This window comes from Vibrio sp. Vb0598 (assembly GCF_033338935.1).
In the GTDB taxonomy this organism is placed as follows: domain Bacteria; phylum Pseudomonadota; class Gammaproteobacteria; order Enterobacterales; family Vibrionaceae; genus Vibrio; species Vibrio alginolyticus.
On the sequence record NZ_JAWOTP010000006.1, the window covers coordinates 1 to 18,916 of the forward strand.

The 18,916-nt window shown below is 43.3% G+C and carries 11 protein-coding genes; 10 read left to right on the forward strand and 1 reads right to left on the reverse strand.

The window, feature by feature from the left end:
* The first annotated feature begins 52 nt into the window (after nt 1-52).
* From R7Q38_RS08185 to R7Q38_RS08230, 10 genes are all read left to right on the forward strand, one after another.
* On the forward strand, nt 53-7,435 hold the full coding sequence (locus R7Q38_RS08185) for an Ig-like domain-containing protein (protein ID WP_318114184.1): 7,383 nt from the start codon (nt 53-55) through the stop codon (nt 7,433-7,435).
* The gene (locus R7Q38_RS08190) at nt 7,432-9,603 is read left to right on the forward strand and encodes a type I secretion system permease/ATPase (RefSeq protein WP_318114185.1); all 2,172 of its coding nucleotides are present in this window, start codon (nt 7,432-7,434) and stop codon (nt 9,601-9,603) included. The genes R7Q38_RS08185 and R7Q38_RS08190 overlap by 4 nt, the downstream gene beginning before the upstream one ends.
* Nucleotides 9,600-10,913 (forward strand): HlyD family type I secretion periplasmic adaptor subunit, encoded by a 1,314-nt coding sequence (locus R7Q38_RS08195; RefSeq protein WP_021033865.1) that lies wholly within the window; start codon nt 9,600-9,602, stop codon nt 10,911-10,913. The genes R7Q38_RS08190 and R7Q38_RS08195 overlap by 4 nt, the downstream gene beginning before the upstream one ends.
* Before the next feature lie 15 nt (nt 10,914-10,928).
* Nucleotides 10,929-12,242 (forward strand): TolC family outer membrane protein, encoded by a 1,314-nt coding sequence (locus R7Q38_RS08200; protein ID WP_005377756.1) that lies wholly within the window; start codon nt 10,929-10,931, stop codon nt 12,240-12,242.
* Nucleotides 12,235-12,855 (forward strand): OmpA family protein, encoded by a 621-nt coding sequence (locus R7Q38_RS08205; protein ID WP_053303115.1) that lies wholly within the window; start codon nt 12,235-12,237, stop codon nt 12,853-12,855. The genes R7Q38_RS08200 and R7Q38_RS08205 overlap by 8 nt, the downstream gene beginning before the upstream one ends.
* Nucleotides 12,845-13,687 carry a phosphate ABC transporter substrate-binding protein gene (locus R7Q38_RS08210; protein ID WP_213896343.1) on the forward strand — a complete coding sequence of 281 codons (843 nt, stop codon included), beginning with the start codon at nt 12,845-12,847 and terminating at the stop codon, nt 13,685-13,687. The genes R7Q38_RS08205 and R7Q38_RS08210 overlap by 11 nt, the downstream gene beginning before the upstream one ends.
* A 177-nt stretch (nt 13,688-13,864) precedes the next feature.
* A complete protein-coding gene (locus R7Q38_RS08215; protein WP_053306490.1) occupies nt 13,865-14,638 on the forward strand; it encodes a DeoR/GlpR family DNA-binding transcription regulator in 774 nt (257 codons plus the stop codon).
* Between the two features lie 11 nt (nt 14,639-14,649).
* Nucleotides 14,650-15,690 (forward strand): oxidoreductase, encoded by a 1,041-nt coding sequence (locus R7Q38_RS08220; RefSeq protein WP_318114186.1) that lies wholly within the window; start codon nt 14,650-14,652, stop codon nt 15,688-15,690.
* Nucleotides 15,687-16,157 (forward strand): heme-degrading domain-containing protein, encoded by a 471-nt coding sequence (locus R7Q38_RS08225; protein WP_033905228.1) that lies wholly within the window; start codon nt 15,687-15,689, stop codon nt 16,155-16,157. The genes R7Q38_RS08220 and R7Q38_RS08225 overlap by 4 nt, the downstream gene beginning before the upstream one ends.
* Nucleotides 16,158-16,341: 184 nt before the next feature.
* Nucleotides 16,342-17,919 (forward strand): sensor domain-containing diguanylate cyclase, encoded by a 1,578-nt coding sequence (locus R7Q38_RS08230; RefSeq protein WP_005389121.1) that lies wholly within the window; start codon nt 16,342-16,344, stop codon nt 17,917-17,919.
* Between the two features lie 51 nt (nt 17,920-17,970).
* Here the strand turns inward: R7Q38_RS08230 and R7Q38_RS08235 are convergent, their stop codons facing one another.
* A complete protein-coding gene (locus R7Q38_RS08235) occupies nt 17,971-18,528 on the reverse strand; it encodes a DUF3750 domain-containing protein (protein WP_064353879.1) in 558 nt (185 codons plus the stop codon).
* Nucleotides 18,529-18,916 lie beyond the last annotated feature (388 nt).

The window sequence follows — 18,916 nt, forward strand, 5'->3', positions numbered from 1 at the left end:
TCAAATTACTTTTTATGAAGCGATTGATCATGGTGTAGGTCAAGATGAGCTGGTGACTAACGTATTGGTTGAAAGCACTCAAAGTGATGCTGATGGTACACAAGAGACGGTTGTGGCACCGTTAACGATTACTATTTATGACTCTGAACCGGTGATTAGAGATGACACATACTCAGTCGTAGAAGATCAAACAATTACGGGCAATGTACTTGAAAATGATATTGATCTTGATGGAACACTTTATGTGAAATTTGTAGAGGCTGGCGGGGAGCAGAAGTCAATTCTAGAGGGGGGATCCGTAAGTTTTAGTTTAGAAAAAGGCGAATTAACCGTATTTTCTGATGGCTCTTGGCAGTTTGATGCAGGTCGAAACCTAGATCATTCGGTCGAGCAAAGTGTTTCTTTCAGCTATTTAGCTGCAGATGACTCCCAAGACTATGGCTTGGCTAACGCGACGATTGATATTAGTGATGGACAAGCAGGTTACGTAGGCAATGCAACTATAGACGTAACAGAAGTCCCTTTGGATGGCCCGATATTGAACTCTGAAGGAACTGTTAATATTGTCGCGGGATCTGACAATCCGGATCCGAGTAGTTTGTATTTCGGTGGGTCATCTATTACTAAGTTAGAAGCATTAGGGCTTACAAGCTCAGTCTCTGATACTGAGCTTAGCTACACGTTAAGTTCCAGTGGAAAGCAAATTACAGCATTTGCGAATGGTGTCACTGTATTTACGTTAACGTTGAGTGGCGTTGAGTCGGGTAACGATGTATTAGCTTCAATTTCGCTTACTCTTGAGCACCCTATCGATCAATTCAATAGCAGTGATACGGTCACTTTCCCGTTGACCATTGGTGGCGTAGATTTAGATGCCACACCGCTTGTAGAGAATGAAATTGACTATGTTCTAAAGGATGGCGCAGACCCAACTTTAAATAATTTGAATGGGGTAGAAGTAAAAGAATCTGATCTCGCAAATGGAAGTGTGTTGAGCTCAGGGAATTTTCAAGTTGAGGTTGGCAGTGATTACCTCGAATCTTTGTCGTTCATCGTCTCTGAACAACCCTTGTTGACGAGTGGTGAACAAGTTGTGCTTTATCAAGTCTCTGCGGATGGCAAAACACTTGATGGTTATATTCTTGACGAAGATGGGCACACTCAGATTCCCATCTTTCAAGCTACCCTCAATGCTTCATTACCTATTGATGCAAATAGCGACATTACCTACTCCTTTGAGCTTTTTCAGGCTCTCGACCAACAAGAAAATACTGGTCCAAACGTGCCTCTCGTTGTTACTGCAATGGACTCAGACCAAGATAACACGTCGGTCGTTTTAGACATTAATGTGATAGATAACGACAATGAACAAGCGCTAATCAATAGTGGTAATGTCGAGTTGACCGAAACACCTGTCGATACAAACATTGCTCCTGATGGGGTTTCAGCCATAGCGAATACGGATGTGATAGTTACGTCATCATTCGATCCGATTGTGTATCTGGGTGTTGACATAAATGATGGAGATACTGTCAAAACTACACTTGGTGATGCTGTTACTTATAACGGAGAGGCTGTCACTTGGTACGATAACAATGATGGAAGCTTTGACGCAATTTCTGACACTGGAGACGTTATATTTAGGGTCACGTTACCTAGTGACTTCTCTTTGCCATCAAATGATACGTCTACCGTTAATGTAACTGTAGAGCTTTATCACTCGCTTGACCATGTTTTAGGTGATGGGACGCAATTGTCGATCTCTATGCCCATCGTGGCGAGAGATTCTGATGGAAGCGAGATCTCTACGGAGTCCAACATACTGGTCTATGATGGCTTGTTTCCGGAACTAGTAATTACAGAGGGAATCACAGTCAATGAAAGCGGGTTGAATGATGATTCGCTTGATTCTAGCATCGAGGGCTCGTCACCATCCATTACGTTATTACAAGGTTCAGACTTTATCGCCAGTGTGAGCGTGAATATCGATATGTTCAATGCGCTCGGCTATAAAACAAGTAGTGGTAGCCTGGTTTCGCTTGATTCACCGGACTCGAATGGTTGGTTATATGCAAGAGATGAAAGCGAGCAAGACGTCTTTAGAATTAGATTTAATACCGATGGGACTGTCGAGTTTGATCTATACCGTGCACTTGAACACGATGAACCTGACGGTGTTCCAGCGGACGAGAACACATTAGAACTCAGTTTTTCAATTTATGCTGTTGATAAGGATGGCGACCAGTCTGAAGCTGAGACATATACCGTTAGTGTAGTGGATGATATCCCTGAAGACACAAGCTCACCAATAGAAATTGAACTTACCGAGGGGGATGAGTTTTCGGGAAACTGGTTTAGCAATAATGCCGACTTAATCAGTTCAGATGGCACGTTGATTTCAAGTTTGACCTATGCAGGTGAAACATACGATACGGCGAGTTCGGTATTTAGCAATGATGCTTGGACCATCGATTTAATCAATAGTAGTGATGGTAACTTAAAATATGGAACGCTGACTATTGCTCAAGATGGGACATTTACGCTAACTACCGAGCTTATTGTTAATACGCCTGTAGGTGGTTTGCTTGATGATCTAACGATAACTGTGACGGATGCAGACGGTGACCAAGCAAGCAGTGAAGCTCAATTAATTCTTGATGATGCTAGGGGCTTTATTCGAACCGTTAATGTAGATACGTTAGAAGATAATGGCGCGAATAATAGTGGAGACCCTACGCCAGTCGCGTTACCGATTAGAGTTTCTCCTGGGGATACGGAGAATAATGAGCGTGTTGAAGCGATAAGGATCTCTGTTGAATCTCTACAAGGAGGGGCTCTGTTTTTAGACGGAGCGCGCCTTGAAGATGATGATAATGACGGATTTATTAGTCTTTCTGGTACAGAGCTAATGGGGGTGGGTATATTCACTGTTCCAAATGGTGATCTCACTTATCAACCAGCACTAAACCTGTCGGGCAACACTATCAAAGTTTCGTTAGCAGTGTCTGCATTAATCGTATCTGATGTCGAACCAGATGGTTTTGTATTACAAGGCAATAATACGTTAAATGTTAACGTTTTACCGGTTGCAGATTTGCCAGAGTGGTCTAATGATTCGGACTTTTCTTATCAAAGTGTTGAAGATTCCGCTGAATCACTTTCACTCAATATTGTCGCTGAAAAGTTTGACCAAGACGGTTCTGAAACGCTCCACTACCAAATTTCGAATATTCCAGATGGACTTATATTAACACTTAACGGAAGTGCTATTGAGGAAGGGAAAGCGTATAGCCAATCCGAGTTAGATCAAATTGAAATCACATCTAACGAAAACTTAGCCGGAAGATTTACTTTTGATGTAACGGCAGTAACGACTGAGTCGGGTAGTGTGTTTGCCGATGAGCAAGATAAAACAGCGGAGATCACTGAGCAAGTTGTTATCGATATATCTCCAGATGCCGATGTGCCTACGCTGACCGTTAAAAACATTCAGGGGCTTGAAGACCAAGCGATTGACTTAAAAGAGTACATCTTAGGGCGGCTCACTGACACAGATGGCTCGGAGTCTCTGTCTTATCGCATAGAAGTTCAAGATGGTTGGACATTGCCTGTCGGAGCTGGGATTACGCTTATCGGTATTAATACCTACCTAGTGACCTCCAATGCTCTAGCCAATTCGGAGGCGTTACTTCAACCAAAATCGGATATCAGCTCATTTACTGAATCTCTATCCCTTCAAGTAACCGCCATTTCAACAGAGTCGACTATTGATGGCTTAGCACCTATTAATGAAACCGCCGAGAGCCAATCTGCAACCATTGACATTAAGCTAAAAGGCGTGGTCGATGAACCAATTGTTCTAGATGGTGGACAGGGGAATTGGCAATATGATCAAGCGACTAAAGTAATTAGTAATCTCTCTACGTTAGACGAAGATAACCTGATACAACTGGATTTTATCATCCAGACATCAGACGACGATCTATCAGAAGAAATTAATATCTTGCTTCAGAACATCCCTGTGGGAACACAACTGACAGATGTAAATGGTGACCCTATTGTTCTTCCAATTGCTTACGTGGACCCAATAACGGGGCCAGTTTATCAGGTCTCAAACGCTGTTCTTGAAAACACTTACCTCAAAACAGAGCAAGATTTTAGTGGAACACTGAGCATGGATGTTATCGTCGTTTCAACAGAGCCGGATGGTGATTCTGCTGAAACCCCTCTTAAAGTGGAAATGGAAATCTCACCTATTGTTGATCAAACTGACGGTCAAGAATTACAAAGCAATGGTATTGAGGACAATTTCATCACACTAAATCTTGAGCCTGTCGTTAATCAAGATATAGATTCTAGTGAGTCCTTGACAGGATACACCATTGTATCCATTCCAGATGGCTTAACACTTTACTTTGATGGTAATGCAGTAGAGGAAAGTAATTTACCGTTAGAACTCAATGAACTACTCGATGGTAGCTCGGCAACATTATCTGAGTTGTTAAACAGTGGACGAATCACTGTAAAAGCTAATGAAGACCTAAGTGGGACGTTTAGCCTGGAAGTTCAGTACGAAGTGACAGACACGTCTCCTACGCTGGAGACTGATGTAAAGGCAATCAACGGTTCTTTGAGCGTCGTGGTTTCTGGAAAAGTGGATATTGGTAATGAAGATATTGACAAAACACGTTTAGAAGGCGCGACTGAAGTATTCACAAGTACGGATGGGTCTGCTGTTGACGTGAGTGGAGGCATTACATTTACAGAAGCGGATATTGATGGTTCAGAGTATCTCGATTACATCGTTTTACAGATACCGCAGGGCCAAGACCTCATTGTTACTCATCCGAATGGTGCTTCTCAAGATGCCGATGGGAACTGGCTGATTCCAATGGAAGGAATCACAAGTGATAGCGTGTTGGAAACCGCTCAAGATTTGCTTGCTGGCGCATCGATTTATAGCCCATCTAATACAGAGATACTTGATGTGAATGTGTTAGCGTATGTTCGAGATGGAACGGATGCTCAATACATCACAGGTCAGTTCCAAATTCAAATTACTGGCCATGAAGGAGATGGAGACCAGTGTGCTGATCCTGGTGAACCGGGAAGCGTTCAAAGTGGGGATATTGTAGGTAAAGAAGGTGAAGATGTCTCAATTGGGGCGTTTTTAAACCCTGATGTGGCGAGTAGTGATGGTAACTTAGTTTCCTTCTTTGTCGCCGCAGATTCTTTACCTGAAGGAGTCGAGCTTACTGGCGAAGGTGTGATACCTGCTTATGATAATGCGGGCAATCTGTTGGGTTATTCAATTTCTAGCGCTGGATTGTCTTCCTTGACGCTTACTGGCGTGGATGAGGACTTTGCTGGTTGCATTACTTTCAATTTAGAAGTGACAGAAACGGCCCCATGCGATGGTGACTCGAAAACAACCGCTCAGACCATTACGGTACAAATCTCTCCTGTTGTCGATGATATCGCGATAGCACCAAGCCAAGTTACGGTTCAAGAAGATACTATAACCAACCTGAATCTTGCTCTTGTATTGGGCGATAGTGAAGGACCAATGCAGTCCATTACTGGAGAAGGTGACGCAGCGACTGGCCTTGAAAGTGTCAATTGGGTTTCTTTATCGGTGTCTGACGAGAATGCGCGGTTTACTGCCGTGGACCCGAGCCTACTCATTGACAACGGTGATGGAACATGGGTAGTGACAGATGTTACGCGTCTAAACGAAATTCAGTTAATCCCACCTGAAAACTACAGTGGAGAGCTTGTTATTTCCGTTGACGCAAACATTACTGATGAAGTCACGGGAAGTTGTTTAAGTACTGACAGTGCGAAAGATACTCAAACTAAATCAACAGAAGTTACCGTTACCATTGCCCCAGTGGTTGATAAAGCGGTTCTGGAAACAGAAGACGTAGTTGGTGATGAAGATAATTATATTTATTTAGGAAACTTATCTGCATCATTAATCGATCAAGATGGTTCTGAGTCGATGTCTTTGGTCATGACAGGAGTGCCAGACGGAGCCGTGTTGGTTTGGGGCAATAATGGGACGTTCGAATTACTCCCTGATAACGGTTCAACGGATGGTGAGAGCAAAGAGTGGCAGCTAACTCAAGCACAACTTGATAAGGTTTACTTGCTACCGCCACTAGATTTTAGTGGGGATATTTCATTAACACTGCAAGCTATTACCCAAGAGTCTGGATCAAACGACTATAACTATACCACTTCTCAGTTCAACGTCGGCGTAAAACCGATTGGCGATGATGTATCGTTGAATACAACCTCTAACACGTTCACTGGAGATGAAGGTGATTCCATTTCGATTGACTTTTTAGCGAGCGGTTTTGAAACAAATAGCAACGAATATATAGAAGTGTCGATGTTGATCAAAGCAAGCTCTGAACCCTCTGCATTGGAAGGCTTAGGTAGGATTCGTATCGGGACTCAATTCTCATCCTTTACCTTCGATGACGCGGGCAATGCCGTGGCGACGGTATTAGTGCGAGCAAATGAAGTGTCAGGTTTGGAGTTCGTTCCGAAGGATGCATTTGGAACGATGGATGTTGCTCTCAATGTTAGAGCGTTTGATCAAGCGATAGTGTCAGGGAAACTCGAAACCGATTTTGGAGATGTGCAAAGCACCGATCTAACCATTGTTGTTACCCCTGAAGCTGATGAGCCAACACTAACGGCCGATTATCAATCTATTGTGTCTGAAGCGTCTGGGAGTATTCCTTTAGGGTTGAGCATGAATTTAGTCAACCCTGCACCAGAAGAGTTTGGAAGTGTGGAGATTCGCGGATTACCAACAGATCTAGAGTTGAGTCATGGTGAAAGATTGAACGGCATTTATACTGTTGATCAAGAGGATGTCGCTGATCTTTCCATCGTTGGCGGGTTTAGCGGTGCAAGTGATTTTACGTTGTCGATAAAACCGATTGCAACACTGGGTGCTACTGTCGCAGAAGGTGCTGCTCAGGTAGTCAATGTTGCCTTAGTGGAAGAGGGTGACCAAACATTACTTGCGACAGATGCTAATGATTTGCTTATTGGAGGAAGTGGCAGCGATGTATTCCAGTTTGATAGTTCAGGGCTCGGTAACGAGTTAAAGCCCTCGTACGATGTGATCAACGATTTCCAAATATCCGCTATTGGTGATGATAATGACACAATTGACATTGCCTCTATAATCACCGCTACCTCGATAACAGAAGTCGATAATAAGCTCGATTTAACAGAGAATGATGATGGCGTAACGCTTCACATAAAACCAGAAGAGGCGGGGACAAAACAACAGATTCTTATGCAGGGCGTCACTCTCGATCAGCTTTACAAAGGTGACTCGACTGGCGTAGCCGAAGAAAATGTCTTACAGAAGATGATTGATGACAACAACTTGCTAGTAGGTGGTATGTCATGAAGCATCACTCATCCTCATCAAGTGAGCAGACTAACGATCCTTGGGTGCAATCGTTAACTTGGTTGATGCGTTATTTTGAGGTTAGACACCATACAAAAAAGGTGCTTTCTGGATTACCTCTTGTTGAGGGTAGATTGGATAGTGACTTATTCATCAGAGCCGCTGAGCGAGCCGATCTTGAACTCACATTAATCGATTTAAAATCCACCGCAATGTTGAGCTTTCCATTGGTGGTAATCAATAGGAAGACGTTACAACCCGCTATTATATCTGAGCGACATAACAGCGATTATCAAGTCACGTTATTTAGTGAAGATCAAGGTGAAACGCAATATGTCACGAGCGAGGAACTGCATAATCAATTCCAGCCTCAAGCATGGCAAGTTTCTATGCGTCCAGAGCTGGACAAACGGATAAGTTCAATTCAAGCGGATTATAATGAACATTGGCTTTTCGCCGTAGTGAAAGAAATGTCTCCGTGGTATCGAGATCTTTTGATTGCCTCTTTCCTTATCAATACGCTAGCGCTAGTTATTCCGCTTTTCACTATGAACGTTTACGATCGTGTAGTGCCTAATCAAGCTTTCAGTACATTATGGGTTTTGGTCGCTGGTGTCTCCGTCATCATTATTTTTGATTGGCTATTGCGTAAAGCAAGGGGAGTTGTCACTGATACCGCGGGTAAGTACATCGATAACAAGCTTTCTTCGATACTTTTTTCTAAAGTTATGGGGATGAAACTTGAACACCGTCCTGCATCAGTCGGTGCATTCGCTCGACAACTACAAGATTTTGATAGTGTTCGCGATTTTTTTACTTCTGCATCTCTTGTGACCTTAGTTGATCTCCCATTTACGTTGTTATTTTTAGTCTTAATAGGTTGGCTAGGTGGGGCAATGATGTTCATACCTATTGCCGTCATGTTTATCCTGCTGATCCTTGGCTTTGCGGTAAAAGCAAAAATAGAACAATCACATACGGAAAGTGCTGCACTATCCATGAAGCGACAAGCTCACTTGTTTGATTCATTGTCCTCTTTAAAAGAGATTAAGCAAAATAACGCTACGGGAGAAGCACAAAAGCGTTGGGAGCAAACGGTATCCATGCTTTCTGATTGGCAAAATCAATCGCGAAACTATTCGAATATCGTTGCTTACTCCATTCAATCTAGCCAGCAGATAATTACCGTAATGTTACTTGTAACAGGCGTGTACAGAATTTCTGAGGGATTGCTCAGCATGGGGGGGCTCATTGCTATTGTCATGCTTAGCGGTCGTGCTGCAGGGGCGATTAACCAGTTAGCTATGTTGTTACTTCGCTATCAACAGACAAAAACAGCGGTTGAAGGCTTAAATTCTATCATGTCTTTACCTCAGGAGGCGCAACGCAGTCAGGTCATTACGTCTGCCGAATTTACAGGGAATATACGTTTAGAAAACGTGAGCTTCCAATACCCAGATGTTGATATGCCATGTTTGAGAGATATTAATCTTACTATCAAGCAAGGCGAACGCGTTGGCGTTATTGGTAGTGCAGGAGCAGGAAAGTCTACACTCCTTTCTATTATTACCAATCAACTCAGTGCCTTACAGGGTAGCGTTTATTTTGATGACATTGACAGTCAGCTTTGGCCCGCCGAATTGATAAGAGAGAAAACGGGTTGGGTTGGCCAAGATTCGCATCTTATATACGGCAGCATTATGGAAAACATAGTATTAGGACATCATGTTATTGATCAAGAACGATTACGCCGGGCGATAGAATTATCGGGTTTGAACCAGTACATGAGTCGCCTTCCTCATGGTCTAGAAACGCAAGTCGGAGAAGGAGGGCGTTATTTGTCGGGGGGGCAAAGGCAAGCTGTAGCGATTTCAAGAGCTTTTTATCGAAACCCAGCAGCATTAATTTTAGACGAGCCAACCAGTTCCTTAGACCAGCCTGCTGAGAATGCATTGTTTAATGCTCTCAAATCGTTGCCGCACTCGACGACGATGATTATTAGCTCTCATAAACATTCCTTATTATCGCTTTGTGATCGAATTGTTGTGCTTGATAAAGGCACAATTTTGAGGGAAGGAGCGCCCCAAGAAATTTTTGCTAAACAACAGTCTAACGCGAAGACGAACAGAGTACGCGCAGTATCAATTGTATGCGAAGGAGGTCAATGATGAGCACAGTTCGTTGGAGTAATGCTCATTTAGCAAACCGTTCGAGAACGTTGATTTGGTTGTCTGCCGCGTTAGTGCTGAGTGTGATTATTTGGGCCTCGTGGGCGAGGTTAGACGAAGTGGTTGTCGGCGAAGGAAAAGTTGTTCCTACTTTGTCTGTTCAGACGATTCAGAGCTTAGAGGGAGGCATTCTAAAGGAGTTACTTGTCATGCCTGGTGAAAGCGTCACTAAGGGGCAAACCATCGCCATTCTGGATGATACAAGGTTTAAGTCGACCTATTCGGAGACCTCTGAACAAGTTGAATCTTTGCTCGCCAGAAAGCAGAGGCTTCAAATTGAATTAGAAACGGTAAAAGTGAATAGCCTCCAACTGGATTGGAAACAACAAGTGAGTATCGAGCCTCAGCCATTTGATATTTCGATGACCGGCCACTCTGCCTATCTGAATGCCAAAGCAAACTATCTTGAGCGGTTGAGCCAACTGGAGTCTGAACTGGAGGAGGCTAAATTGCGAATTGAGCAACAATCGCAAGCTTATCTAGATACCTTGAATACCATTCAAACACTAAAAAGCAGTCTGGTTATTGTCTCGAAAGAGCGAGATATGTTGAGAGAGGTGGTTTCTAGTGGCGCGGTGGCTGAAGTGGAATTATTAAAACTGAATAGAGACGTTATAAAGCTCAAAGGAGACATCGCGAGTTCACAAGCTGCTGCCCAAAAGCAAAGGGCTGTGTATTCTGAATCCATCGCAGATTATCGTGGTACTGCGCTTGCTTTTAGGGCAGAGGCACAAGGGCAGCTCAATGAAGTTGTGACGCAACTAGCGCAGCTCAATGAAAGTCGTCAGGCGATTGCGGATCAGTTGAATCGAACGCAGTTACTTTCTCCGGTCGATGGAACCATCAAAGATGTTTTTGTCAGAACCATCGGAGGTGTGGTTAAGCCGGGTGAGCCTATTTTAGAAATAGTCCCTCGTAATAGCACGTTAATCGTTGAAGCGAGAATTTCTCCTCAGAATATCGCCTTCATAAGGCCTGGCCTGCCGGCAACGGTAAAGTTGTCTGCCTATGACTTTGTCATTTACGGAGGCCTAGAAGGAGAAGTGACCTACGTAAGCGCCGATGCACTTCAAAATGAAGAGGGCAATGCCTACTACCGTGCCAACGTTACTTTCAAGGTTGATGATAAGTTTACGATCATCCCGGGAATGCAGGTTGTGGTAGACATTCTTACAGGAGAAAAAACAGTACTGAATTATTGGTTAAAACCTATATTACGTGCGAAAGAGAATTCGCTCAGAGAAAGATAGACATAAGGATATAAGATGCGGCTTAAATCAACGTTATTGGTCTTGTTTGCAGTATCATCGTCGCCAAACGCTTTGACTTTAGAAGAGTCAGTTACGTTATCTCTCGATAGCTCCCCCAGTTTGCTTGCTCGCTATTCTCGCTATGAGTCGATGGTACGAGACCGAAATGCCATAAATGGTTCATTTCTTCCTCAGGTTAATTTGTATGCAGCAGCAGGGTACGAAGGTACTCGATATAACAACGGAAACTACATCGACAGTGAAGATAGAACATTAGAAAGAACGGAGATGGGCGTAAGAATCTCCCAACTGTTATTTGATGGATTTAAAACAAGTGCTGATGTTGATCGCCTATCTTACGAGGCTGAAGCTGAACGCTTGGACTTATTGGCATCTGCGGAAAATGTTGCATTAGATACTGTCAGAGCGTATGTGGATGTTTTACATGCCCGAGAGTTGATGAAACTGACAGAAAGAAACCTAAATGAACACCAAGAGATCTACCGTTTCATTCTAGATAAAAAAGAAAAAGGTTTAACCAGCAACTCCGACTTAGCGCAGGTTTCTTCGCGTGTCGCGACAACACAGTCCTCATTGATTGCCGCCCAAAACAATCTTTCCGATGCTAGAACAAGATTTGTACGTTTGGTTGGTCGAGCGCCGCAAAACTTAGTTGAACCTGTTTACCCGCAGGAGTTGCTTCCGAATAAGCTTGACGAAGCACTCAAACAAGCGGTTAGGTTGCACCCATCCATACAGTCAGCGATGAAAGATTTAGAGGCGGCTCGACATGAAGTAAAAAGAGAAAAGGGGGATTACTACCCAGAGCTCAAGCTTGAGCTGTCAGCCAACAAAACAGACAACGTGGATAATATTGAAGGCATTAACGAAGATGCAAAGGTTATGCTGACGGTCAACTACGATCTTTTTAACGGCTTTTCTACAGACTCCCGAGTGGAGTCATCTGCCTGGCGAGTAGAGGAGGCGAGGGCTATTCGAGCAAATGCAGAACTAGATGCGAATGAAGGTGTAAGGCTGGCATGGGACGCACATACATTGCTTCAACAGCAAATGGAGTTTTTAAAAGTCAACGTTGATGCGGCGAAAGTAACTGAATTAGGGTACATCCAGCAGTTCAATGTAGGGCGACGCAGTTTGTTAGATGTATTAGATGCCAAAGTTGAAACGTTTGTTGCGAGACGGAACTACACCCGAACAAAGTACGATCATTTGGTTGCCACTTACCGTTTATTCAACTCGATGGGGATTCTGACTTATGCGTTGCGAGTTGAGTATCCAGAGAACTGGAAGGAGAACAATAATGGATAAATTCGCAGTGACGAGTCTTCTAGTTTTCATGTTAGCAGGCTGTGCTGAATCACCGAATACGACGTTGACCACTTACCAGTACAACGACCTTAAAGACAATGATAGTGATGGCGTGATAAACCAACGAGATAACTGCGCAGATACGCCAAAAGGTGTGGTTGTTGACAGTGAAGGCTGTGCGAATTGGGTCAACGACTCGCAGACACACCTGATCAGCTTTTTCTTTGCGATGGATGAGCATCAGGTAACGCCATCTCATGATATGCCGCTAAGCGAGTTGAAAGCACTGCTTCAGAGTAACCCAAATGCGCAAGTCATACTGATAGGAGACACAAGCCCTGAAGCGTCACTCGAATACAACAAAGCGTTGGCAAAGAAAAGGACGGCAGCTATACGAGAATTGCTAGTGAGAAACGGCATTCAAGATAATCGAATTGAAGAGCAAGAGTTTTATCAGAATACGGCATTGACGGTACAACTAAAAAAACGGGAAAGGCGCACAATTGCTGTTGTAAACACGAAAGCTGAAAGTACTGAACAAGCGTGGACTATATTTAGTTCGGACAGCGAGTTGACACCTAATTCGAAGTTGGAGCTGAATTATGAAAATTAAAGTCTTGCCTTTCCTTGCTCTAACTTCATGTTTGATTTCACCGCTGGCATTTGCTGACTCTGAGGCTCGAACATCGATTTTTGTCGAACCAGAGATACTAGAAACGATAGAAACATTGATAGATGAGCCAAGTGTAAATGTAGCGCTTGCATCTCAGTCTGGTGGTTTTAACGACATGCTAAATGACGGAGCCTCTATTGCGATCACATCTAAGAAATGGTCAGATGAAAACATCTCCCGATTTCAACGAGAAAGAGGCCACAGGCCTACACGTTTGTTTTTAATGGCAAACGCTATTGTCGTAATCAATAGTCAAAAGAGTACGGTAGATAGTGTTTCCGTTAGTGAATTGAAACGCTGTGATGCAAATACGTATGCTTTCGGGGAGATGCGTTTAAGTAACCCAGATGTGAGCTCTAATGGTTGTCAATCATCGATTCAAATGCTTGATGAAGACCGATTGAAACGGGCTTTAAGCGACGACTTGTCAGCCAAAGCTTATATGCGATACTCCGATTTTAAATACTCAGAACAGTGGTCGAGCTACAAGGCTCTCTCTGTTCATCATAACGATGACTCATGCTCTTTGAGCACAGATTGCATCTATTCTCTTCGCTATCCATTTTCCGTGGTCTATTACGTTTATATAAATAAACAATTCGACACTAATCAGAAGATCAAAAAATCAAAGCTATTTGAACTCCTTACAACCGACAACAATACACAACAGGTACGAAATGCTGGGTTTATTCCACTACCAAAAGCGCTTATTAAAATAAATAGGGTGAAGTTAGGGCTAGATGAGCCAGTTGTTTTAAACGGGTATAAATAAACTTCATACGCCTAACTATGTGGGCTTGAGTGAACGTACCGCTCTAGGAAGTTTGCCTTGCTGCTCATTTATCTTTGGTTAACCTTTGGTCAATTGAGTTGGTTGTAAGTGGTTTTGTTGGTAATTTTTCTATCATTGTGGCAAGTTTACTTAAAACTACTTAAGTGAATTTAAGTTATGACACAAGAAGAAAGACTCGTAGCACTCAGAGCGAAGCTGGAGCAGCAAAACAAAGTAACGTTGTCTGAAGTTTGTGAGTACTTTGGTATCTCGCGAGATTCAGCTCGCCGAGACTTAGTTAAGTTGAGTCAGCAACCTGGGTTACAAAGAATACGAGGTGGTGTCATGCTTGCGCCGATCTCTTCCCATACCGAGGCATACGCGAGTCGACCCGTGAGTGACGTTAAACATCGACTGGCTCAATCTGCCGCAGCGTTGTTGGATGAGCGCGACCATCTTGTTATTGATACCAGCACCATTTTATCTCTGCTCCCACTCTATGCAGGAAAAGCGCGTTGTGGAGAAAACAAGCTCAACGTCGTTACTAACAGCATTGATGTGCTGACCGCTGCTGAGACAAACGACACAATGGACGTTTATTTCTTAGGCGGACACTTTGACCCTTATGCCAGAGCAGTTTTAGGGGCGCAAGCAGAGCAGCAAATGCAGCATTATCACGTGAACAAAGCGTTCATTGGCGTGTGTGCGTTGTCATCCCGAGGGCTGACAACAAATAGTTTGTTAGAAGCAACAATGAAACAAGCGATGATTGCTCAAGCTCAGCAGGTCATCGTCGTTTGTGAATCCCGAAAAATTGGTAGCGACAATTTCCACCACGTATGTGATTTGTCAAAGATCGACATCATTATTACAGACCATCCCCCTCAATCAGATTTTCAACAACTCCTCGATCACAATGATATTGAATGTATTGTTGTATCACCGAAATAAGGAATCTTACAATGGCTTACGATCCCGTAAAAACCGCTGTGATTGGTTACGGATATTCAGCAAAAACGTTTCATTTACCCTTCATTAAAGCGCTACCAAATTTAACGCTGAGCGCGATAAGCTCTCGTCAACAGGAGGCGGTTCAAAATGATTGGCCAGATGCTAAGTGGTTTTCTGATGCGAATACTTTACTCGATGATAGTGATGCAGAGCTTGTAATCATTACTGCGCCAAATGACGTACATTACGAACTTGCAAAGCGTGCGTTGAACAATGGGAAACACGTCATCGTCGAGAAACCGTTTGTTACTCGTATAGAAGACGGTAATGAACTTATCGCCTTGGCGGAAGAGAAAGGTCTAGTGCTGAGCGTTTTTCACAATAGACGTTGGGATGGAGATTTTCTCACGGTTAAATCTCTTATCGAACAAGGTAAGTTAGGTGATATAAAGCTGTTTGAGTCACACTTTGACCGTTACCGCCCTGAAGTTCGTCAACGATGGCGAGAGCAGGCTCAAGATGGCGGTGGTATTCTATTCGACCTTGCTCCTCATCTTCTCGATCAAGCATTGGTGTTGTTTGGCTTGCCAAATGCGATAGACGCACAATGTCGAATGATGCGTCCGGGCGCGACGACGATTGATTATTACAACTTGATACTTCATTACCCTGAGCATATTGTGCACTTGCATTCAAACTTGTATAGCCCAGAGCCGAATCTCCGCTACAAAGTATTGGGTACGGAAGCTAAATATGAAAAGTTCGGATTAGATCCTCAAGAGGGCTACTTAAAAGAAGGCCGTTTGCCGGAAAACGATGCTTGGTCGGAAGAAGATGAGGTGTTATACGGCGTCCGTTACGACGAAGACGGTGCGCAAACTATCAAAACGGAGAGAGGCGAGTACCAAGCTTACTTTGTTGGTGTGGCAGACGCCATTCGTTTGGGCACTGATAACCCGGTTCCTGCCGCTCAAGCAGTACAGAATATCGCTCTGATTGAGATGGCATTGGAAAGCAGTAAAACGGGTAAAACGATTCAGGTGAAACCATGAGTTTGACGCTTGAACTCGTGGCCCTGCAAGAGCATGAACTTCAGTTGGCGGAATTTAATCACCATATTGCGTGGTCTATCGGCCTCGCTCTAAAAGAAGAGGCTGAAGCTCGCGGCGCGGCTGTTGCTATTGAGGTTTACGGCTTTGGACAAACGCTATTTCAATACGCGATGGCAGGAACCTGCGCTGATCATTTAGATTGGGTCCGTAGGAAGCGAAACTCAGTATTAAGGTATGGCCACAGCTCTTACTATCTTTCTCTGTACAACAAGCAAAAGCAACGTGATTTCGAAAATCAGCCTCATCTCGATGCTCGTGAGTACTGTGCTCATGGTGGCGCGTTCCCAATTCGGCTTTCTGGGTCTGGTTTGGTTGGGGTTGTGACGGTATCGGGTTTACCGCAGTTAGATGATCATCAGCTAGTTGTGGATATATTAAAAACGATGACAGAGACAAAACCCTCTTAAACGCCAAATATGAAAGTAGCACGGTTCTTTATCGTGCTACTGAATTCTCTTTTTAGCTCATAAAGTGTTCTTTAATGTGAGCAAATATTAACATTGATCCCAACTTACTACCTGAAAATCAAATCAATTTCATATAACCTATACGCTCATTCATATAGAAAGCCTTCAAAGTTGGCCATTGGCAATGTCTTTTAGAAGAAAAGAAAAACTCAATCTTAGAAATCTTATTGTCACCCTATGTGTGTTCAGTGTGCTTGTCACTTTGATCAACGCATTCTACTCGATTTATCGTGTTCAAAGGGATCTCATCATCAATAACACGTTAGAATCAAACCGTGTTTACGCCCAAAAAATGTCTGAAATGACAGACTCTTTCATAGAAAGCTCAATGTCGCAGCTAAAATACAGTGCGAACGTGCTAAAAGACAAGATGCATGACGCTCAGCTTCTTGATAAAGAGGCTGAGAGATTAAGAACGCAAACCAAATCATTTAACTCTGTGGTTGTCGTTAATGCAAAAGGGGTTATTATTTCCGTATCACCTGAAACACTTCAGGTGAAAGGTGTAAGGTTAGTGGGTGAAAGAAAACGCCAATCTTTAAACGCTCAAGCACCAGTTGTTACTGAACCATTTATATCGCCCGCTGGAAATTACTTGTTAACCATCTCATACCCTATATTTTCTCAATCTAATGAATATTTAGGTTATATCGGCGGCACTATTTATCTAGAAAAAGAAAATATTCTCGCAGAGTTACTCAGCCAGCACGCATACAAAGATGGTTCTTTCCTTTACGTTGTCGATGAGAGTAACACTCTGATTTATCACCCAGATCAATCGAGGGTTGGTGAAGTAATCGACGATAATGAAGCAATCAAAGCGGTGACGATGGGGCAGAGCGGCAACAAAGAAATTGTTAACTCTCGCGGCGTCGAAATGCTTGCTGGTTATGCGCCAGTAAAGTCATCAGGATGGGGAATTGTTGCTCAGCGCCCGAAATCGATGACGTTATCTGTGCTAGATGAACAGATGTGGAATGTTTTCCTTAAGTCGATTCCAATTGGTTTATTAACTTTGCTGCTAATTTGGTTCTTGTCCCTTCTTATTTCTAGACCACTTTGGCAGTTAGCTGGTGCTGTGCGAGGTGTCGAAGAACATTCATCATCTATCGATGATCTCAAACTGGTTAAGTCTTGGTATTTTGAGGTCTCACATTTGAAGCTTAGCTTTCTTAAAGCATTTGGTATCGTGTCAAAAACCATTGATAAGCTGCAACTGGATACATTAACAGATTCGATGACTGGATTATTGAATCGACGTGGATTAGATAAAGTTCTTGGTTTGTTTAAGCAGGAAAATACCGCGTTCTCTGTTTTGGCGCTAGATATTGACCACTTTAAGAGCGTAAACGATAACTATGGCCATGACGTGGGTGACAATTTACTTAGAGAGTTTGCGCAGTTAATGAAAGACCAAGCTCGCTCTAATGATCACCTGTGTCGTTCTGGCGGTGAAGAATTTATGATGTTTTTGGAAAAAACAGACGTAAACCACGCTATGGATGTTGCAGAGCGTATTAGACACAACGTGGAACAACATGACTTCCAGGTGGTTGGTAAAGTCACGGTTTCGTTGGGCGTTTCTCACTGGAAAGGCAATGACACACCAATTGAAGCGGTAATGAAAGACGCCGATAATGCACTTTATAAAGCTAAACATAATGGAAGAAATAGAACGGAGTTGGGTGACGACGCACAATAGATATTGCGCTTTATGCTGAACATAAAACGAGCCAGTGACTAACCTTTGCTGTTAATCGCTGGCGTAACCGCTACCAATTGCGCGAAACGGCAAGTTTAGCTCTAATTCTGGAATTTGTTTACCCACCCAAGCCGGAAATGTATTGCTATTTGGCCCTGGAAACAGAGTATATTCTTCAGCCCAAGGGTATTGGTTAATCACACTTTGTATTTTAGGGATAAGTTGGCGGGCCTTTTCACCTTGTATGGAGAGGATCTTTTCTGGTTTTGCACCATACCAATATCGATCTGGCGTCCCAGTTTGGTACTGATATAGAGCGGGTTGTCCGCGATTCACTCTCCAGCCGACTACTTCATACACTGTATATTCGTTCGCATTTTCAGGCTTTATTGCAAACCATGTATGAACAGCAAACCAGCCTCGCCAACCAAACGCGTCTGCGGCGTAAAACTCAATCACAGCATGCTTGACATTGGAAGGATCGGGTGCGATACCCGCAGGTTCTCTGCTTGCGGTACGCCAATCTCCTTGAGTGCATCCACCCAGCATAACCGCGATTGACATGAGCCAAATTTTCACAAGGTGAGTAAAGTTGAGAGGGTCTTTCATTTATTGCTCCTAGACCAACCGATGCTGTTAACGCTCTATTGATTTTAGCTATAAAAACGTGGCAAGTCTGATTGTTGAAATCCTCTCCTTATTAAAAGAGAGAGGGAAGGTTAGTGCCATAACCCCAGTTCATACGTAATAATAAGGTAAGCCGATTTGTAACATGTGGCATAGACGATGCCGTATTTCTCGAACGATTCGTCTAGTTGCGTATGAAAAAGTAAGAGGTTGTATGTATTCCTTACACGGTTACATGAATTAAAAGCATTACAAAACAGACATTTACAGTGAGTCATTGCTGGTTGGGTGAGTTTGGGACCCTCACTTTGTCTCACGTTTGCTTGTTTTGGGCGGAATTTTCATCGTTCATCTTTTTGCGCATTTAGAG